General features: G+C 63.9%; 15 protein-coding genes. 6 read left to right on the top strand and 9 right to left on the bottom strand.

What is annotated here, in order from left to right; genetic code table 11:
* Position 1: 1 nt before the first annotated feature.
* Both NKJ32_RS04840 and NKJ32_RS04845 read right to left on the bottom strand, forming a co-directional pair.
* Positions 2–1,078, bottom strand: a complete 1,077-nt coding sequence (locus NKJ32_RS04840; protein ID WP_352756042.1) for a quinone-dependent dihydroorotate dehydrogenase — start codon at positions 1,076–1,078, stop codon at positions 2–4.
* The gene (locus NKJ32_RS04845) at positions 1,075–1,425 is read right to left on the bottom strand and encodes a DUF952 domain-containing protein (protein ID WP_352576998.1); all 351 of its coding nucleotides are present in this window, start codon (positions 1,423–1,425) and stop codon (positions 1,075–1,077) included. The genes NKJ32_RS04840 and NKJ32_RS04845 overlap by 4 nt, the downstream gene beginning before the upstream one ends.
* Before the next feature lie 126 nt (positions 1,426–1,551).
* On the opposite strand from NKJ32_RS04845, the gene NKJ32_RS04850 reads away from it, so the two are divergent.
* Complete coding sequence (locus tag NKJ32_RS04850) at positions 1,552–1,983, top strand: hypothetical protein (RefSeq protein WP_352756043.1); 432 nt, start codon at positions 1,552–1,554, stop codon at positions 1,981–1,983.
* 109 nt (positions 1,984–2,092) lie between these two features.
* Positions 2,093–2,746, top strand: a complete 654-nt coding sequence (locus NKJ32_RS04855) for a response regulator (RefSeq protein WP_502897330.1) — start codon at positions 2,093–2,095, stop codon at positions 2,744–2,746.
* A 3-nt stretch (positions 2,747–2,749) separates the two neighbouring features.
* Here the strand turns inward: NKJ32_RS04855 and NKJ32_RS04860 are convergent, their stop codons facing one another.
* Positions 2,750–6,238 carry a PAS domain-containing hybrid sensor histidine kinase/response regulator gene (locus NKJ32_RS04860; protein WP_352756044.1) on the bottom strand — a complete coding sequence of 1,163 codons (3,489 nt, stop codon included), beginning with the start codon at positions 6,236–6,238 and terminating at the stop codon, positions 2,750–2,752.
* A gap of 231 nt (positions 6,239–6,469) precedes the next feature.
* Here NKJ32_RS04860 and mscL point away from each other — a divergent pair, with 231 nt between their 5' ends.
* A complete protein-coding gene (gene mscL / locus NKJ32_RS04865; RefSeq protein WP_352488570.1) occupies positions 6,470–6,892 on the top strand; it encodes a large conductance mechanosensitive channel protein MscL in 423 nt (140 codons plus the stop codon).
* A gap of 111 nt (positions 6,893–7,003) precedes the next feature.
* Entirely contained in the window at positions 7,004–8,170 is a 1,167-nt protein-coding gene (locus tag NKJ32_RS04870) for a pyridoxal phosphate-dependent aminotransferase (RefSeq protein ID WP_023677370.1), read from the top strand.
* Between the two features lie 53 nt (positions 8,171–8,223).
* Here NKJ32_RS04870 and hemA read toward each other — a convergent pair whose 3' ends face one another.
* Positions 8,224–9,501 (bottom strand): 5-aminolevulinate synthase, encoded by a 1,278-nt coding sequence (gene hemA / locus NKJ32_RS04875; RefSeq protein WP_023677371.1) that lies wholly within the window; start codon positions 9,499–9,501, stop codon positions 8,224–8,226.
* Positions 9,502–9,766: 265 nt separating this feature from the next.
* Here hemA and galE point away from each other — a divergent pair, with 265 nt between their 5' ends.
* Together galE and NKJ32_RS04885 are read left to right on the top strand one after the other, a co-directional pair.
* Complete coding sequence (gene galE / locus NKJ32_RS04880; protein WP_352826922.1) at positions 9,767–10,762, top strand: UDP-glucose 4-epimerase GalE; 996 nt, start codon at positions 9,767–9,769, stop codon at positions 10,760–10,762.
* A 43-nt stretch (positions 10,763–10,805) separates the two neighbouring features.
* A complete protein-coding gene (locus NKJ32_RS04885) occupies positions 10,806–12,056 on the top strand; it encodes a D-amino acid dehydrogenase (RefSeq protein WP_352784748.1) in 1,251 nt (416 codons plus the stop codon).
* A 36-nt stretch (positions 12,057–12,092) separates the two neighbouring features.
* Here the strand turns inward: NKJ32_RS04885 and NKJ32_RS04890 are convergent, their stop codons facing one another.
* The 5 genes from NKJ32_RS04890 to NKJ32_RS04910 are packed head-to-tail and all read right to left on the bottom strand — an operon-like array spanning position 12,093 to position 17,290.
* Entirely contained in the window at positions 12,093–13,463 is a 1,371-nt protein-coding gene (locus tag NKJ32_RS04890; RefSeq protein WP_352826923.1) for an FGGY-family carbohydrate kinase, read from the bottom strand.
* Positions 13,460–13,777, bottom strand: coding sequence for an L-rhamnose mutarotase (gene rhaM, locus NKJ32_RS04895; RefSeq protein WP_352448660.1), 318 nt, complete (start codon positions 13,775–13,777; stop codon positions 13,460–13,462). Before rhaM ends, NKJ32_RS04890 begins: the two co-directional genes overlap by 4 nt.
* Positions 13,777–14,778, bottom strand: coding sequence for an ABC transporter permease (locus NKJ32_RS04900; RefSeq protein WP_352589179.1), 1,002 nt, complete (start codon positions 14,776–14,778; stop codon positions 13,777–13,779). Before NKJ32_RS04900 ends, rhaM begins: the two co-directional genes overlap by 1 nt.
* A complete protein-coding gene (locus NKJ32_RS04905) occupies positions 14,775–15,752 on the bottom strand; it encodes an ABC transporter permease (protein WP_352784753.1) in 978 nt (325 codons plus the stop codon). The genes NKJ32_RS04900 and NKJ32_RS04905 overlap by 4 nt, the downstream gene beginning before the upstream one ends.
* Positions 15,749–17,290, bottom strand: a complete 1,542-nt coding sequence (locus tag NKJ32_RS04910; protein WP_352826925.1) for a sugar ABC transporter ATP-binding protein — start codon at positions 17,288–17,290, stop codon at positions 15,749–15,751. The genes NKJ32_RS04905 and NKJ32_RS04910 overlap by 4 nt, the downstream gene beginning before the upstream one ends.
* Positions 17,291–17,314: the final 24 nt, after the last annotated feature.

The raw sequence follows: 17,314 nt of genomic DNA on the forward strand, positions 1-17,314 counted from the left end.
GCTAAAACGGTTTCGCCGCCCATTGATCGAGGCGGCTGTCGCGAAGCTCGCGCAGCGACTTCAGCCGTTGACTGTCCATGAAACGGACCATGCCGGAAAGAATACGCCCCGGCAGCGCAGGCCCGGCATAGATCATGCCGGTGTAGAGCTGCACGAGGTCGGCGCCGGCACGGATCTTTTCCAGCGCCGTCTCGGTGGAATCGACGCCGCCGACGCCGATGATGGTGGGATCCGGGCCAAGCAGTTTTCGCATCTTAGCCAGCATGATCGTCGAGCGTTCGAACAAGGGTTTCCCCGAAAGCCCGCCGGTCTCGCCGGCAAAGCCGGCGCTGCTCAGGCCGGCTCGCGCGATCGTTGTGTTGGAGACGATGACGCCGTCCATTTGCTTATCGCTGATCTCGGCGGCGATGTCCTCAAGCTCGGCCTCGACCAGATCCGGCGCGATCTTGAGGAACACGGGCGGTTTTGCCGGTGCCGCCGCACGCGCGGCCATGACCCGCGACAGGAGGTCGCCAAGCTGTTCGCGTGCCTGCATGTTGCGCAGGCCCGGCGTGTTCGGCGAGGAGATGTTGATTGCCAGATAACTGGCATATCGCGCGAACCGGACCACGCCGCGTTCATAGTCACTGACGCGGTCGGTGCTGTCCTTGTTGGCGCCGATGTTGACGCCGACGATGCCGGCACGGCCCATGCGGGCGGCAAGGCGCTTTTCCGCGGCGTCGTGGCCCTCATTGTTGAAGCCCAGCCGGTTGATCACCGCCCCGTCCGAAGGCAGCCGGAAAATGCGCGGCTTCGGATTGCCGGTCTGCGGCAGCGGTGTGATCGTGCCGACCTCGGCGAAGCCGAAGCCGAGGCCGAGCAGCGCGTCCGGCACTTCGGCATTCTTGTCGTAACCCGCGGCCATGCCGAGCGGGTTCGGGAAATCGAGTCCGCAAAGGCTGACCTTTAGCCTGTTGTCCTGCGGCGGACGACGGGCGACCGGCAGCCCGCATCTCAGCGCGGCAATCGACAGCCCATGCGCGGTTTCCGGATCGAGCGTGAACAGCAGTTTCTGGCCGATCCGGTCGAACGCGCTCATTCGGCCTCCAGCGCCGGGAATTCATGCCGGCCGTCAGCGCCGAGCGGCAATGCCTGCACCGAAACGACCGCATCGAGGCCGAGCCCGCCATAGAGATGCGGGAACAGGGCGCCGCCGCGCGAGACCTCATATTTCAGCGCATCGCCGAGGCGCGCGCTATCGACGGCGACCAGCAGCAACCGGCTTTGGCCGGCGAAATGTTTGGCCGCCGTTTCCCGAACCTGCCCGGCGGTGGAAAAATGGATGAAGCCGTCGGCGACGTCGATCGGCGCGCCGGTGAAGCCGCCTTCTCTTTCAGCCTCGCGCCACAACACCTCGGGAACTATCTTGTAGATGATCTCGGACATCGTTGCGCTATAGTCCGAACCGACCACGCGGGGAAGGGCAGGCCCGTGTTCTTCCCCATTTCAGGTTCGTCCCCATTTCAGGCGCAAACTGTGATAGATTGCGCTGACTGGCTCATGGAGGAAAACATGCGTCTGAAACACGTCTTGATCCCCGCAGCACTGGTGTCGCTTGTCGCGGCGTCGGCCTTTTCCGAGGAAGCCGATCGCTACCGGTTGGAGAAATCGGCCAATGGCTATGTCCGCATGGATACACAAACCGGCGCCATGTCGCTCTGCGAGGAACGCTCCGGCCAGCTCGTCTGCAAGACGGCGGCCGACGAACGTGCCGCCCTCCAGGATGAGGTCGACCGGCTGCAAAATTCGGTGAAGGCGCTCGACGAACGCGTCGCCAAGCTCGAAAATTCGCTTGCCGCGCGTTTCGAATCGACTTTGCCCAGCGAGGAGGATTTCAACAAGACGATGGGCTACATGGAGCGCTTCCTGCGCAGCTTCATGGATATTGTCAAGGACATGGACAAGGACGAAGACGGCGCCAAGCTCAATTCGCAAAAGACCTGAGGACCTGGAATCGCCTACGGCATGCCGCTCGAAACAGCTGGCGCCGCCGCATAAGTTCAGGTCCCGTAAGGCGGAAATCGCCTATGGGATTCGGGGAGGAATACCACTGTTGGGCTATACATTCGTCATTGCCGACGATCACCCGCTTTTTCGCGGTGCATTGAGGGAGGCACTCGCGGGCATCGGAGATGTTGCCGCCATTCACGAGGCTGGCGATTTCGAAAGCGCCAAGGCGCTGGTCCTGGCCAATGAGGATGTCGATCTGGTGCTGCTCGATCTCTCGATGCCGGGGGCAAGCGGTCTTTCCGGCCTGATTTCGTTGCGCGGCATCCATCCGGCGGTGCCGATGATGGTGGTCTCGGCGCATGACGATCCGGTGACGATCCGGCGCTCGCTCGATCTCGGCGCCTCCGGCTTCATCTCCAAATCGGCCAGCATGGAGGAGATCCGCAATGCGGTGCAGTCGGTGCTCGCAGGTGATATCGCGGCACCCGCCGGGGTCGATCTCGGTGTCGAGCGCGATCCCGAGATTTCCGACCTGATCAAGCGCCTGCAAGCGCTGACTCCGCAGCAGACGCGCGTGCTCGGCATGCTGGCTGAGGGACTGCTCAACAAGCAGATCGCCTATGAGCTCGGGGTCTCCGAAGCGACGATCAAAGCGCATGTCTCGGCCATCCTGCAGAAGCTCGGCGTCGACAGCCGCACGCAGGCGGTGATCCTTTTGTCCAAAATCGGCAGCGACCCGCTGGAGGCGGCCGGCTGATTCCTATTCGGCCGCCGGCGCCAGCGGCCTGACCCTGGCCATCATCGAGCGCAGCATCGCCGGTTTCAGTGGTTTGCTGATCACCGGCACGTCGAGCCTGCCGGCAGCGGCGCGAACCTCGCTGGAGCGGTCGGCGGTGACCAGCACGGCCGGCAGGTCCTCGCCATGGATCGCACGCAACTGGGCGATCAATTCGAGGCCGGTCTTGTCGTCGAGATGATAGTCGGCAAGCACGATGTCCGGCCGATGCATGCCGGATCTCTCGAGATCCTCCGCGCCGGAAAGCGTGTCGACGCTGCAGCCCCAGCCCTCGAGCAGCAGCCGCATGCCGTCGAGGATGCGGGCGTCGTTGTCGATGCAGAGCACATGGAGCCCGGCAAGCGAGGCCGCGGCACGGGCAGGCGGCTTCGCCTCGGCCTCGCGCCGCGGTGCCTGCACGGCCACCACCGGCAGCAACACGGAAAAGCGTGTGCCCTTGCCTGGGTTGGAGAAGATCCGGATTTCGAGGCGCAGGACGCGGGCGATGCGGTCGACAATGGAGAGCCCAAGGCCGAGGCCTTCCGCCTCGCGTGCGCCCTCGTCCAGCCGGGTGAATTCGCGAAACACGGTGTTCAGCTGGTCGCCGGCAATGCCGATGCCGGTGTCGATAACCTGGATCTCTGCCAGTTCGCCGCGCCGCCGCGCGCCGACCAGGATGCGGCCACGGCGCGTATACTTGATGGCGTTGGAAACCAGGTTCTGGATCAGCCGGCGCAGCAGATTGCGGTCCGTCATGACGCTGAGCGACGACGGCATGATCGAGAGTTCGAGCTTCTTTTCGGCGGCAAGCGGCCGGAAGTCGTTGCCGATCTGGCGCAGCAGCCCGTCGAGGCCGAAGCTCGTATCGTCCGGCTTCATCGCGCCGGCATCGAGGCGCGAAATGTCGAGCACCGCGCCGAGGATGGTCTCGACCGATTCCAGCGACGATTCGATGTTCATCGCCGCCTTGCCGGCAGGTCCCTTGCCGGTCTTCTCGATCAGCGACGAGCAATAGAGGCGGGCGGCGTTCAGCGGCTGCAGGATGTCGTGGCCGGCGGCAGCGAGGAAGCGGGTCTTGCCGAGATTGGCCTCCTCGGCCAGCATCTGCGCCTGAGCCAGCTCCTCATTGACGCGGGTGAGCTCGGCGGTGCGGCTCTTCACTCGCTGTTCCAGGGATTCGTTGGCGCGCTTCAGCGCCAGATCCTGCTCGACACGTCCGGAAATGTCGGCGTAGGTGGCGACGATGCCGCCGTCCGGCATCGGATTGGAGCGCAATTCCAGGATGCGCCCGCTTGTCTTCAGCTCCATCTGCCATGGACTGACGAAGCTGGTCAGGCGGTTGAGCATGGTGACGCGCTGGTCTGCCGGTATGTCACCGCGCTCGGCAAGGTGGCGCAGGATACGATCGAGTGAGACGCCGACCTGGCCCATCTCGTCGGGCAGGTCGAACAGCGCCCGGTACTGGCGGTTCCAGCAAATCAACCGGAAATCGCGGTCGAAGACAGTGATGCCCTGTTCCATCTGGTCGAGTGCGATCTGCAGCAGATCGCGATTGTGCTGCAGCGCCTCGGTGGCATCGTCGAGCAGGCGGAAGGCGTCCTTGGATTCGCGGTCGTTGCGGCGCAGCAGCAGCGACAGGATCAGCCGCGCCGAGGATGAGCCGACGGCACTGGCCAGAAGCTGCTCGGAGAAGCGGATGACATCCATGCTGGCCTGTTCGTTGCCGAGCAGTGAAGTGCCGCTGCTCTTTTCGAACGACTGAAAGGACCGCTCGGTCCGTTCGACACCGAGATAGCGCGCGATCGTGTCCTTGAGGTCGTTGACGGTAATGGTGGTGCGGAAGCGGCGCAGGCTGGGCAGCGGACCCGCTTCGCGCGGCACGAAGATCGACGCCTGGATGCGTTCCAGCGGCACAGAGGCGCGCGACAGCGAGCCGAACACAAAAAAGAGCGTGTTGATCGATAGGCTCCACAGCACGCCATGGTTCAGCGGCTCGGCGACGGTGCCGAAAAGAGCCTGCGGCCGCAATGCATCGAAGCCGAACAGGCCGTGGACGAGGATGCCGGTATCGGGCGCGACGAGCGAGGGAAGCAGCAGCGTATAGCTCCAGACGACGATGCCGGCGACCATGCCAAGCGCCGCACCCCGGCCGTTGGCGCCGCGCCAGACCAGGCCGCCGATCATTGCCGGCGCGAACTGTGCGATCGCGGCGAACGACATCAGGCCGATCGAGGACAGCCGCGCGCTGTTGGTGCTCTCGCGGTAGTAGAGAAAGGCGATGAACAGCATGATGAAGATCGCCGCCCGCCGTACATTGAGGATGAGCGTCGACCAGTCCTCGTTCTCGGATGTCGTGGTCCGCAGAAGCCGGCGCACGAACAGCGGAATGACCAGGTCGTTGGAGATCATGATCGACAGCGCGACGCTTTCGACGATCACCATTGCGGTCGCCGCCGACAGCCCGCCGATGAAGGCGGCCATGGCCAGCACGTCGTGGCCGCTGAACAGCGGCAGCGACAGCACGTAAAGGTCGCTGCTGGTCCTGGGGCCGACCAGTTCCAGGCCGGCCAATGCGATCGGCAGCACGAACAGGTTGATTGCCACCAGATAGAGCGGAAACACCCATGTCGCGGTGCGCAGCTCGGCCTCGCTGCGGTTTTCGACGATGGTGACGTAGAACTGGCGCGGCAGCATGAGGATGGCAAAGCCGCTCAGGCATGTCAGCACCAGCCAGGTAGCGAGCGAGGTGTTGTAGCCCATCGCCTTGCGCACCTGCGTGTTTTCGGCGAGCTGGTCGAACATATCGCCTGGCCCGCCGAAGATCAGGAACGTGACCATCAGGCCGATCGCCAGGAAGGCGGCGAGCTTGACCACGGTCTCGACCGCCACAGCCAGCACCAGCCCGTCCTGGTGCTCGGTGGCATCGGCATGGCGCGTGCCGAACAGCACCGCAAACAGCGCCAGCAGCATGGCCACGACCAGCGAGATGTCACTGACGAACGGATCGAACGACGGCGGCGAGCCGGTATAGTGCTCGACCATCAGGCTGACCGAGCCGGAGATTGCCTTCAATTGCAGCGCGATATACGGCACGGCGCCGATGGTCGCGATCAGCGTGGCGATCGCCGCGACAGCGAAGCTCTTGCCGTAGCGGGCACCGAGAAAGTCGGCGATCGAGGTGATCTTCTCGGTCTTGGCCAGCCTGACGATGCGCTGCAGCAGCGGAAAGCCGAACACGAACACCAGGACCGGTCCGATATAGATGCCGAGGAACTCCAGGCCGCGCTCGGAGGACAGGCCGACCGAGCCGAAGAAAGTCCAGGAGGTGCAGTAGATCGCGAGGCTGAGCGCATAGATGAACGGCCGGGCGCGGCCGGGCCCGGTTGAAGTCGAGCGGCGGTCGCCCAGGCTGGCGATGACGAACAGCAACGTCACATAGGCGATCGCGATGATGACGATGAACCAGCCTTGCACGGCTCGAACTTCCTCCCTGCGCCGGCTTTTTCATCCGGCCTTCCAGACGCAATCACAGCTTGGCGACCGAGTCCATCGCGGCTTTCGGCGTATTATATCGGCTGCGTCGGGCAATCGTGACCGGCTGAAACCAGCTTTTGCTCCTGTTGCAACCGCAGGTTTTTGCTATTCTGCCTGCCGGTCGATGCCGGAGGAGCGGCAGAACGGCCGGTCAAGACAAGGAGGCGTCGAATGCTGAAAGAGTTTCAGGAATTCATTTCCAGGGGCAATGTGATGGACCTGGCCGTCGCCGTCATCATTGGCGCTGCCTTCGGCAAGATCGTCACCTCGCTGGTCGACGACATCATCATGCCGGTCATCGGGGCGATTTTGGGCGGATTGGACTTCAACAACTACTTTCTGCCCTTGTCCTCGGCCGTTAACGCCACATCGCTGGCTGAGGCAAAGAAACAGGGCGCGGTCTTCGCCTATGGCAGCTTCATCACCGTGGCGCTGAACTTCCTTATCCTCGCCTTCATCATCTTCCTGATGGTCAAAGCGGTGAACAATCTGCGCCAGCGGCTGGAGCGCGAGAAACCGGCCGCCCCGGTTGCCCCGCCGCCGGCCGATGTCGCGCTGCTCACCGAAATTCGCGATCTCCTCGCCAGAAAGTAGCGCCTGCGGTAACTTTCTGGACCAAAACCCCGGTCGCTTGCGGCCGGGGTTTTCTGTTTTCGTCCGCCCTGAAACACGCTAGCAGTCGAGCAAACGAAAACGGACCCATCCATGACCCTGATCGATACTCTGCGCGCCGAAGCGCGGGCGGCGCCTGAAAGCGGCATTGTCGCCGTCATGAATCGCGGCCGCGGCCGCGACGGCATGATCCCGCTCTGGGCCGGCGAGGGCGACCTGCCGACGCCTGCCTTCATCACCGATGCCGCCGCCAAGGCGATGGCTGGCGGCGAAACCTTCTACACCTGGCAGAGGGGCATTCCTGAACTCAGGCAGGCGCTCGCCCGCTACTACACCAGGCATTTCGGCAAGACTTTCGCCAACGAGGAATTCATCGTCACCGGCTCCGGCATGCATGCCATCCAGATGGCCATCGATGCGGTGGCCGGCAAGGGCGACGAACTCGTCTACCTGTCGCCGGCATGGCCGAACTTCGCCGCCGCCGCCGGCATCGCGGGCGCCGTTCCAGTCGCGGTCACGCTCGATCAGTCGGGCAATGGCTGGTCTTGCGATGTCGACAAGATCGCAGCGGCGATCACGCCACGGACCAAGGCGCTGTTCGTCAACACGCCGTCCAACCCGACCGGCTGGACCGCCGACAAGGAGACGCTGCAGGCGATCCTCGATCTCGCCCGCGAAAGGGGCCTGTGGATCATCGCCGACGAGATCTACTCGCTGTTTCATTACGGCCATGGCCGCGCGCCGTCCTTCATCGACATCATGGCCGATGAGGATCGCATCCTGTTCGTCAATTCCTTTTCCAAGAACTGGGCGATGACCGGCTGGCGCATCGGCTGGATCAAGATCCATCCCGCCTTGCAGCAGGTGTTCGAGAACCTGGTCCAGTATTCGACTTCCGGCGTTGCGCAGTTCATGCAGCGCGGCGCCGTCGTCGCCCTCGACGAAGGCGACGCCTTCATCGTCGAGCAGGTGGAGCGGGCGAGGGCGGCGCGCGACCTGGTCTGCGGCATTCTCGCTACCACCGGCAGGGCGCGGTTCACAGTGCCGCAGGGCGCATTCTATTTGTTCTTTGCGGTCGACGGCATCACCGATTCCCGCGCTGCCGCCTTCGACATGGTCGACCGCGCCAATGTCGGCCTGGCGCCCGGCACCGCCTTCGGCCCCGGCGGCGAAGCCTTCCTCAGGCTGTGCTTCCACCGCCGCCTCGACCAGCTCGAGGAAGCGGCAAATAGGCTGGCGAAATGGATGAAGACTGTCTGAGCGACTTCGCTCTGACGACCAAATGGTTCTCGGCGTAGAGTTTTAAACGACCTTCAGCCGCCCGACTTCGGCACCAGCAGCGGAATGACGCGATCGCTTTTGGCGACCGACGGTCGGCCGGCGGACCCGTACGGAATCCCCAACGCGTCCCATGTCTCGACCAGTGCGTCCTGCAGCGACGCGATCAGCGCGTCCGAATGGAACGGTGTCGGCGTGATGCGCAGCCGCTCGGTGCCGCGCGGCACTGTCGGGTAGTTGATCGGCTGGATGTAGATGCCGTGCACACCGAGCAGGCGGTCGGTGGCCATCTTGCAGAGCTCGGGATCGCCGACCAGAAGCGGCACGATGTGGGTAGGCGACTCCATCACCGGCAGGCCGGCCGCGGCCAGCACTTGCTTGGTCCGTGTCGCCTGACGCAGCTGCGCATCGCGCTCGGCCTGCGAGCGCTTGAGATGGCGGATCGAGGTGGTTGCCGCGGCAGCGATCGCCGGCGGCAACGCCGTGGTGAAGATGAAGCCCGGCGCATAGGAGCGCACCGCGTCGATCACCGCAGTGTTGCCGGCGATGTAGCCGCCAAGCGTGCCGAACGCCTTGGCCAGTGTGCCCTCGATGATGTCGATGCGGTCGGCCAGCCCTTCGCGCTCGGTGATGCCGCCGCCGCGCGGCCCGTACATGCCGACGGCGTGGACCTCGTCGATGTAGGTCATGGCGTTGTAACGCTCGGCGAGATCGACGATCTGCTTGATCGGCGCGATGTCGCCGTCCATCGAATAGACGCTCTCGAAGACAATCAGCTTGGCGCGCTCGCGGCCGGCCGTCTGCAGCAGGCTTTCGAGATGCGCGACGTCGTTATGACGGAAGATCTTCTTCTCGGCGCCTGAGCGCCGCACGCCCTCGATCATCGAAGCGTGGTTGAGCTCGTCCGAGATGATCAGGCAATTGGGAAGCAGCTTTGCAATGGTCGAGATCGACGCCTCGTTGGAAACGAAGCCGGAGGTGAAAACCAGTGCGGCTTCCTTGTCGTGCAGGTCGGCCAGCTCCAGTTCGAGCTCGACCAGCGGGTTGCTGGTGCCGGAGATGTTGCGGGTGCCGCCGGCCCCCGACCCCATCTTGCCTGCCGCCTTCTGGAACGCGGCAATGACGTCGGGATGCTGGCCCATGCCGAGATAGTCGTTGGAGCACCAGACGGTGATTTCCTCGGCGCGGCCATTGGCGCGCCAGATGGCGCGCGGGAATTTCCCGACAATACGCTCAAGGTCGGCGAAGACGCGGTAGCGACGCTCCGCATGGAGCTGGTCGATCGCTTCCTCGAAAAACCGCTGATAGTTCATGTCGCCTTCCCAGTTTTGTGCGGGATCATAGTCATTGGCCCATTCGTCGTCCACCTGGCCTTTTTGGTCAAAATGCCACGCCCCGAGCCTGTTCCTAACGACCACGGAACGTGGCCTATTCCCTTGATGTGGATCAATCTTGTTTCACGACAATGCCACGCGCCGATGAGACTGGTTACCGCAGGTTTTAATGGCCTGGCGGCGAGTTTTCCAGTACGGCGACGATTGAGACAGTTCCGATAAATCATGAATAGCGAGGATGCGGATGACGGTTTTGGTGACAGGCGGTGCCGGCTATATCGGTAGCCATATGGTCTGGGAATTGCTGGACACGGGCGACAACGTCGTCGTCCTCGACCGGCTTTCTACCGGCTTTGAATGGGCGGTGGCCCCGGAAGCAAAGCTCGTCGTCGGCGCCGGCGCCGACAGGGAACTGGTCGCCTCGATCATTCGCGACAATAAGGTCGACGCGATCATCCATTTCGCCGGCTCGATCGTGGTCCCCGAATCGGTCGCCGACCCGCTTGCCTATTACGAGAACAATACCTGCAAGACGCGCACCTTGATCGAGACTGCGGTGCGCGAAGGCGTGCCCAATTTTATCTTTTCCTCGACCGCCGCCGTCTATGGCGGCGCCGGCCTGGAGCCGGTGCGCGAGGATGCCCGGCCTGCGCCGGAATCGCCCTATGGCCTGTCCAAGCTGATGAGCGAATGGATGCTGCGCGACGCGGCAATTGCCCATGGGTTGCGCTATACGGCGCTGCGCTATTTCAACGTCGCCGGCGCCGATCCGAAGGGCCGCACCGGCCAGTCGACGCCCGGTGCCACGCATCTGATCAAGGTCGCTTGCGAGACGGCGCTCGGCAAGCGCCCCTTCATGCAGGTGTTCGGCACCGACTATCCGACGCCGGACGGTACCTGCATGCGCGACTATATCCACGTCAGCGACCTGGCGGCGGCGCATCGGCTGGCGCTTCAGCGGCTGCGTGCCGGCGGATCGAGCCTGGTCGCCAATTGTGGTTACAGCCACGGCTATTCGGTGCTCGAGGTCATCGACAGCGTCCGCCGCGTCTTCGGCCATGATTTCGAGGTACGGATGGGCGATCGCCGCGCCGGCGACGCCGCCGCGGTCGTCGCCAATTCGGAGCTGGCGCGCGGCGAGCTCGGCTGGACCCCGCAGCGCGACAACCTCGACCGGATCGTTGCCGATGCGCTTGCCTGGGAGCGCATCCTGACCAGCAAGAATTCGGCTCTGGGGTGAAGTGGGCTCTCCGCAAAGGTTGGTTCAGCGCGCTGGGGGCGGAATGAAAATCCTGGTGCTTGGGGCGGGCGTCGTCGGTACGGCGGCGGCCTATTATCTGGCCAGCGACGGCCATGAGGTGACGGTGATCGAGCGCCATCCGGCGGCGGCACGCGGCACCAGCCGGTCGAATGCCGGCCTGGTGTCGCCCGGAGACGCCACCGCCTGGGCCTCGCCAGCCGCGCTGAAGACGTTCCTGCGCGGCCTCTACAACCACGATCTCGGCATCAAGGTGCGGCTGCGCTTCGATCCGTATTTTTTCGCCTGGAGCCTGCGCTTCCTGCGCCAGTGCACGCATAAGCGCATGCGCGCCAACACCGACGTCAAGCTGCGTCTGGCGCTCTATTCGCGCGACTGCATCAACGCCGTCTCGGCCGAAACCGGCATCCACTATGACGAGCGCAAGAAAGGCATTCTCTATTTCTTCCGCTCGCAGCAGAGCTTCGATACCGGCACCGACAATTATCGCTATCTCGGCGAACACGGCCTGCCGATCGAGATCGTCGGCCGCGACCGGCTGGTCGAGCTCGAGCCCGGCCTTGCCGGCGCCAAGGACAAGATAGCCGGCGGCGTCTATTCGCCGATCGACCAGACCGGCGACTCCAGCCAATTCACGCAGCGCCTCGCTGCCTATGCCGCCGAGAAACTCGGCGTCCAATTCCTCTACGGCACCACGGTTGAAGGCCTTGACATCGACGGCGACCGGGTGCGCGCGGTGATGACCTCGGCCGGCCCGATAATCGGCGACGCTGTGGTTATCTCGATGGGGCCGGAGAGCGGTCTGCTCGGCCGCCGCTACGGCATCGACCTGCCCGTCTATCCCGTGAAGGGCTATACCGTGACTGTTCCGCTGGAAGATGAAAGCAAGGGGCCGATCATGGGCGGCGCCGACGAGGACCGGCTGATCGGCTATTCCAGGCTGGGAAATCGGCTGCGGATGTCCTCGACGGCGGAGTTCACCGGTTTCGACCGCACGTTCAAGCCACGCGATTTCAACTCGATCCTGAACACCGGCAAGGACCTGTTCCCCGGCGCTTTCGACGAGAGCAAGGCTGAGCTCTGGGCTGGACTTCGCCCGATGATGCCGAACTCCGTGCCGGTCATCGGACGGGCGCGGTACGACAATCTCTATCTCGACACCGGCCACGGCCATCTCGGCTGGACCATGGCCTGCGGTTCGGGAAAATTCCTTGCTGACGTGGTCGCCGGCCGCAAGCCGGAGATCGATCCGCAAGGATTGCTCTACAGGAACTAGGCATCTCCAGACATCAGGGCGCCATGAGCTCGGCGGTCAGGCTCGTTCGTCGACCGCCGAACGCCAGGAGCGCACGTAACTTGTCCAGAGTGGATCGGCCGACGGTTCGGTCCTTTCGCCTCTGCCTTGCGGTGTCCCCTGGTCCGACGCCAGCAAGGCGGCGCCGATGCTGGTGCCTGTCGCAGCCTCGGAGGCAATGACGGCGCGCGCCGCCGCCGCAGCCAGCATGCGGGTGAACAGCCGGTTGCGGGCGAAGGGTCCTTCGACGATGGTGGGACCGTCCGCGCCGATCAGGTCGAGGCAGGTCGCGGTCATCAGCGCCAGGTAGAACGAGATGGCGACAAAGCGATGGCCGACGCTCATACCGTCCGCGTTAAGCCATGATGCGGTATAATACGGAAACGGCCCCGAACCCTGTTGGGTCGAGGGCAATAGGGACGTCTTGCGCGCCAGCACCGTGGCAACATCGTCTTCCGTCCAGTTCTCCGATTGGCCCTCGGTCAGCACGGAAAACTCGCGGCCACCCATGAAGCGCGCCGAGGGCACGGGATCGCCGAGCGCGTTGACATTGACCAGCGTGTCGCGTGCCGGGTCGAGCGCGATCTTGTTGCCGCCAACCGCCATCGACACCACCCAGGTGCCGGTCGAGACCACGGAGAAAGGCGGCTTGTCGGACAGGAGATGCGGCATCAGCGAGGCGTTGGAATCGTGCAGGCCGCAAAACACCGGCGTTTGCGGGTCGAGGCCGGTTTGCCGCGCGAGAGCGGGCAGGATCGGGCCCAGGCGGTCCTTGGCCGGCCGCACCGGCGCCATTAGCCGGCGCCATTCCAGCCGGTCGACCAGCGACGAAAAATCCGCTTTCCACGGGTTCCACAGATCGGTGTGGCAGCCGAGCGAAGTCACCTCGCTGGCGGCGATGCCGGTCAGGCGCAAGGCCCAGTATTGCGGATACATCAGGATCGCTGCGGTTCTGGCGAAATCCGCCGGAAAGCGCTTCTGCTGCCAGAACAGCTGCGCGCCGAGATTGAGGCCGGCCGGCAGGTGCGGCGTGCCGGTCTCGGAGAACGCCGGACGGATCGTGTCATAGTCCCCGGCAAGGGCATCCGGCCCGTCGAATTCGTAGTCGAGCACCGGCAGCGCCAGTTCGCCTGATGCGTCGACCAGCACGCCCGTAGCGCCATGGGTGGTGATCGATATCGCATCGATGCGCTGCTCGCGATCGATCTCGGCCAGGCTGCCAAGGATAAACGCCCATAACCGCTCGACGTCATGGTGCGGGTACGGGCCTTGCCGAACCGGCTCGTTCACCATCCTGCGCAGCGCGACTTCGCTTGCTGCGGCAAGATCGACCAGCGCCACCTTGGCGTTGGTCTTGCCGATATCGATGACGGCGACGTGGCGGGTCATTCCATATGGAACATTGTTTCCAGCGGCACCGCCACCGGCTCGTTGTTCGGCTTGGTCTCCATGATGTCCGCCATCTCGGCCCACCAACGCTGCATCACCGGATGCTTCGGCAATTCGTCCATGCCGTGGTCGTCACGGCGCCACAGCACGCCGAACAAGGTGTTGGTCTCTTCGTCGAGATGGATCGAGTAATCGGAGATACCGGCCTGTTTGAGCAGCGCGACCAGCGACGGCCAGATGTCGTCGTGGCGCCTCTTGTATTCGGCCTTCATGCCCGGATTGAGCTTCATCTTGAACGCGTATTTCTCCGGCATCAGGCAAAGCGCTCCCGCCGCACTCGCCGCCACAGGATCGGCAGCGCGATAACGATGATCAGCAGCAGGCCGATGAAGATCGACATAACGATCCCCGGCACGTTGAGCAGGCCGAGGCCGAAGGTCACCAGTCCCATGATGAAGGCGGCCAGCACCACACCCAGAATGCTGCCGGCGCCGCCCAGGATGCTGACGCCGCCGAGCACCACCATGGTGATGACTTCCAGCTCGTAGCCCTGTGCGATGGACGGCCGGGTCGAGCCGAGCCGCGATGTTATCAGCACCGAGGCGATGCCCGCCATCAGGCCGGTCAGGCAAAACAGGATGAATTTGATACGGCCGACGCGTACGCCGGAAAACTGCGCCGCGACCGGGTTGTTGCCGATGGCAAAGACCCGGCGGCCGAAGCTCGTCCGGTGCAGAAGGAACCAGTAGACGACTGCCGCGACCAGGAAAAGCGTCAGTTCGAACGACACCACCCACCAGACATAGCCCTGGCCGAAGAAGGCGAAGCTCGCGGGATAGCCCTTGTAGGCCTGGTCGCCCAGGATGATGAAGGCAATGCCGCGAAACAGGCTCATCGTGCCGATGGTGACGACGATCGACGGCAAGCCGAGCCTGGTGACGAGCAGTCCGTTGAAGGCGCCGCAGCCGAGCCCGACGACGAGGCCGATTGCCACCAGTTCAGGCATGCCGGCGCCGGCCTGCACCGCCATGCCCATCATTGTTGACGCCAGCGCGATGATGGCGGCCACCGACAGGTCGATTTCGCCGGAGATGATCAGCAGCGCCATGGCCAGCGCGATCAGCGCCTTTTCCGTGAAGTTGAAGGTCAGGTCCGACAGAGACCACGCGTCGAGGAAATAGGGCGAGGCAAAGCTGTTGACGGCAAAGATGGCAACCGCCACGACGACCAGCAGCGCCTCCCATGAGAAGATCGCCGACGTCAGCGGCTTGTCGAGCCGGTCGGGAATATGGCGTGGGGCAGGGGTGTCGGTCATGCCGCTTCCGCCTTCTTGAGGATGATGCGGCCTTGCCGGCGTTCGCCGCGCGCGTTGAGCACCACGGCCAGGATGATGGCGCTGCCTGAAATCGCCATCTGCCAGAAGGGCGAGATATTGATGACCGGCAGCGCGTTGGAGATGATGCCGAGGAACAGCGCGCCGAGCACCGCGCCGCCGACCGAGCCGATGCCGCCGGCGATCGAGATGCCGCCGATGACGCAGGCAGCGATGATATTGAGCTCATAGCCGTTGGCGACCTCGACCGAGGCGATGACGTAGCGCGAGATCCACAGATAGCCGCAGAGGCCGCCGATCATCCCCGAAATGCAGAAGACGGTGAATTTCGTCCGGCCGACATCGATGCCGGCATAGACCGATGCGGTCGGGTTGACGCCGATGGCATAGATCGAGCGGCCGAGCGCGGTGCGCGTCATCACGAGGAAGAACAGCGCAATAACCAGCAGGGCGATCCACGACAGTACCGGAATGCCGAGGAAAGCCGCGCGCTGCAACCCGATGAAATCAGCGCTCATCTGGTCGGCGTTGACCCAGGCGCCGCCTGAAATGACGAACGTGGCACCGCGGTAGATGGTGAGGGTGCCGAGCGTTACCACGATCGAGGGAATGTTCAGCCGCCATACCAGCAGGCCGTTGATGGCGCCGAGCACCAGGCCGACCAGAAGTGCGATGACGATCAGCAGCGGGATCGGGATCGCCGGATGCGCGGCGTTCAGCATTGCCACCACCATGCCGGTGAAGCAGAGATTTGAAGCCATCGACAGGTCGATCGAGCGGGTCAGGATGACGACCATCTGGCCGAGCGCCAGGATCATCAGGATCGACGTGTCGTTGAACACCTGGCGCAGGTTGGCCGGATCGGAAAAACCTGGAAACCGCGTGGAGATCAGCCCGATCAGCACGACGATTGCCGCCAGCAGCCAGACCTCGCGGTATTTGAGAAGAGCCTTCATGCCGCGATCCCCGCTGCCGTCCGGACCAAGGTTTCGGCGTCGAGCCCTTTATTGTCGTAGACCGCGGCAATGCGGCCCTCGCGCATAACCACGACGCGGTCCGACATGCCGAGGATTTCCGGCAATTCGGACGACACCATGATCACCGACAGGCCTTGCGCGACGAGCTCGGCCATGAAGCCGTGCACGGCCGCCTTCGAGCCGATGTCGATGCCCTTGGTCGGCTCGTCCAGGATGATCACCTTGGGCGCGGTCGCCAGCCATTTGGCGATGACGATCTTCTGCTGGTTGCCGCCCGACAGCGTGCCGACGTCCTGGCTGAGCGAGGAGGCGCGCAGATCGAGCCGCTCGGTATAGGAGCGAGCCAGCGCGAACTCTTCGGCCAGCCGCAATATGCCGGATTTGGATGTCCGTTTGAGCGAGGGCAGCGAGACATTCTGGAAGATCGGCAGGCCGATCACCACGCCTTGCTTGCCGCGCTCCTCCGGCACATAGACGATGCCGGCGTAGATCGAATCCGCCGCCGATTTCGGCGCGATTGCCTTACCCTCCAGCGTGATCGTGCCGCCGCTGGTGCGGGTGATGCCTGATATCGCCTGCATCACCTCGCTGCGCCCGGCGCCGACAAGGCCGTAGAAGCCGAGGATTTCGCCCCTGTGCAGCTCGAAGCCTATGTCGTCGAACTCGGTCGGGTGCGACAGGCCGGAGACGGCCAGCACCGGCGCGCCGATCTCGGCCTTGCGCTGCGGAAAGATGTGATCGACCGAGCGGCCGACCATCATGCGCACGATCTGGCTCTGGCCGGCGTCCTTGATCAGGCCTTCGCCGACCATCTCGCCGTCGCGGAACACGGTATAGCGGTCGGCGATGCGGTAGATCTCATCGAATTTGTGGCTGATGAACAGGATCGCCTTGCCGTCGCTCTTGAGGAATTCGATCAGCAGGAAAAGCTCTTCGATCTCCTTCATCGAAAGCGCTGCCGTCGGCTCGTCCATGATGACGATCCGCGCGTCGATGGACATGGCGCGGGCAACCGCAACCAGGTGCTTGTTGGCAATGCCGAGATCCTTCAGCCTGGCGTCGGCGTCGATATGGCCGGCGCCCATCGTGTCGAGCACCTCGCGGGCATTCTTGCGCATGGTGCGCCAGTCGATGGTTTTGAAACGCGTGCGCGGCGCATGGCCGAGGAAGATGTTTTCGGCCACCGTCAGGTCGTCGAACAGCACGGTTTCCTGGTGGATGGCGGTGATGCCGTGCCCGAACGCTGAGTGGGCGCTGGGCAGTGTGACCGGCTGGCCGTCGATGCTGATCGTGCCAGCATCCGGCTGGTAGATGCCGGTCATGATCTTGACCAGCGTCGACTTGCCGGCACCGTTTTCGCCGATCAGCGCGGTTACCTGGCCGGGATAGAGCGACAGGCCGACATTGTGCAGCGCCCGCACGCCGGGAAAGCTTTTCGAGATGCCGGACAGCGTCAGGCGCGGTCCGGATGACAAAGGCGCTTCATGTGCCACTTCGTGCTGGGCTGTCGTGTCCATAATCGTATCAAGCCCTGTAGCAAG

This window comes from Mesorhizobium sp. M0159 (genome assembly GCF_040322295.1).
In the GTDB taxonomy this organism is placed as follows: Bacteria; Pseudomonadota; Alphaproteobacteria; order Rhizobiales; family Rhizobiaceae; genus Mesorhizobium.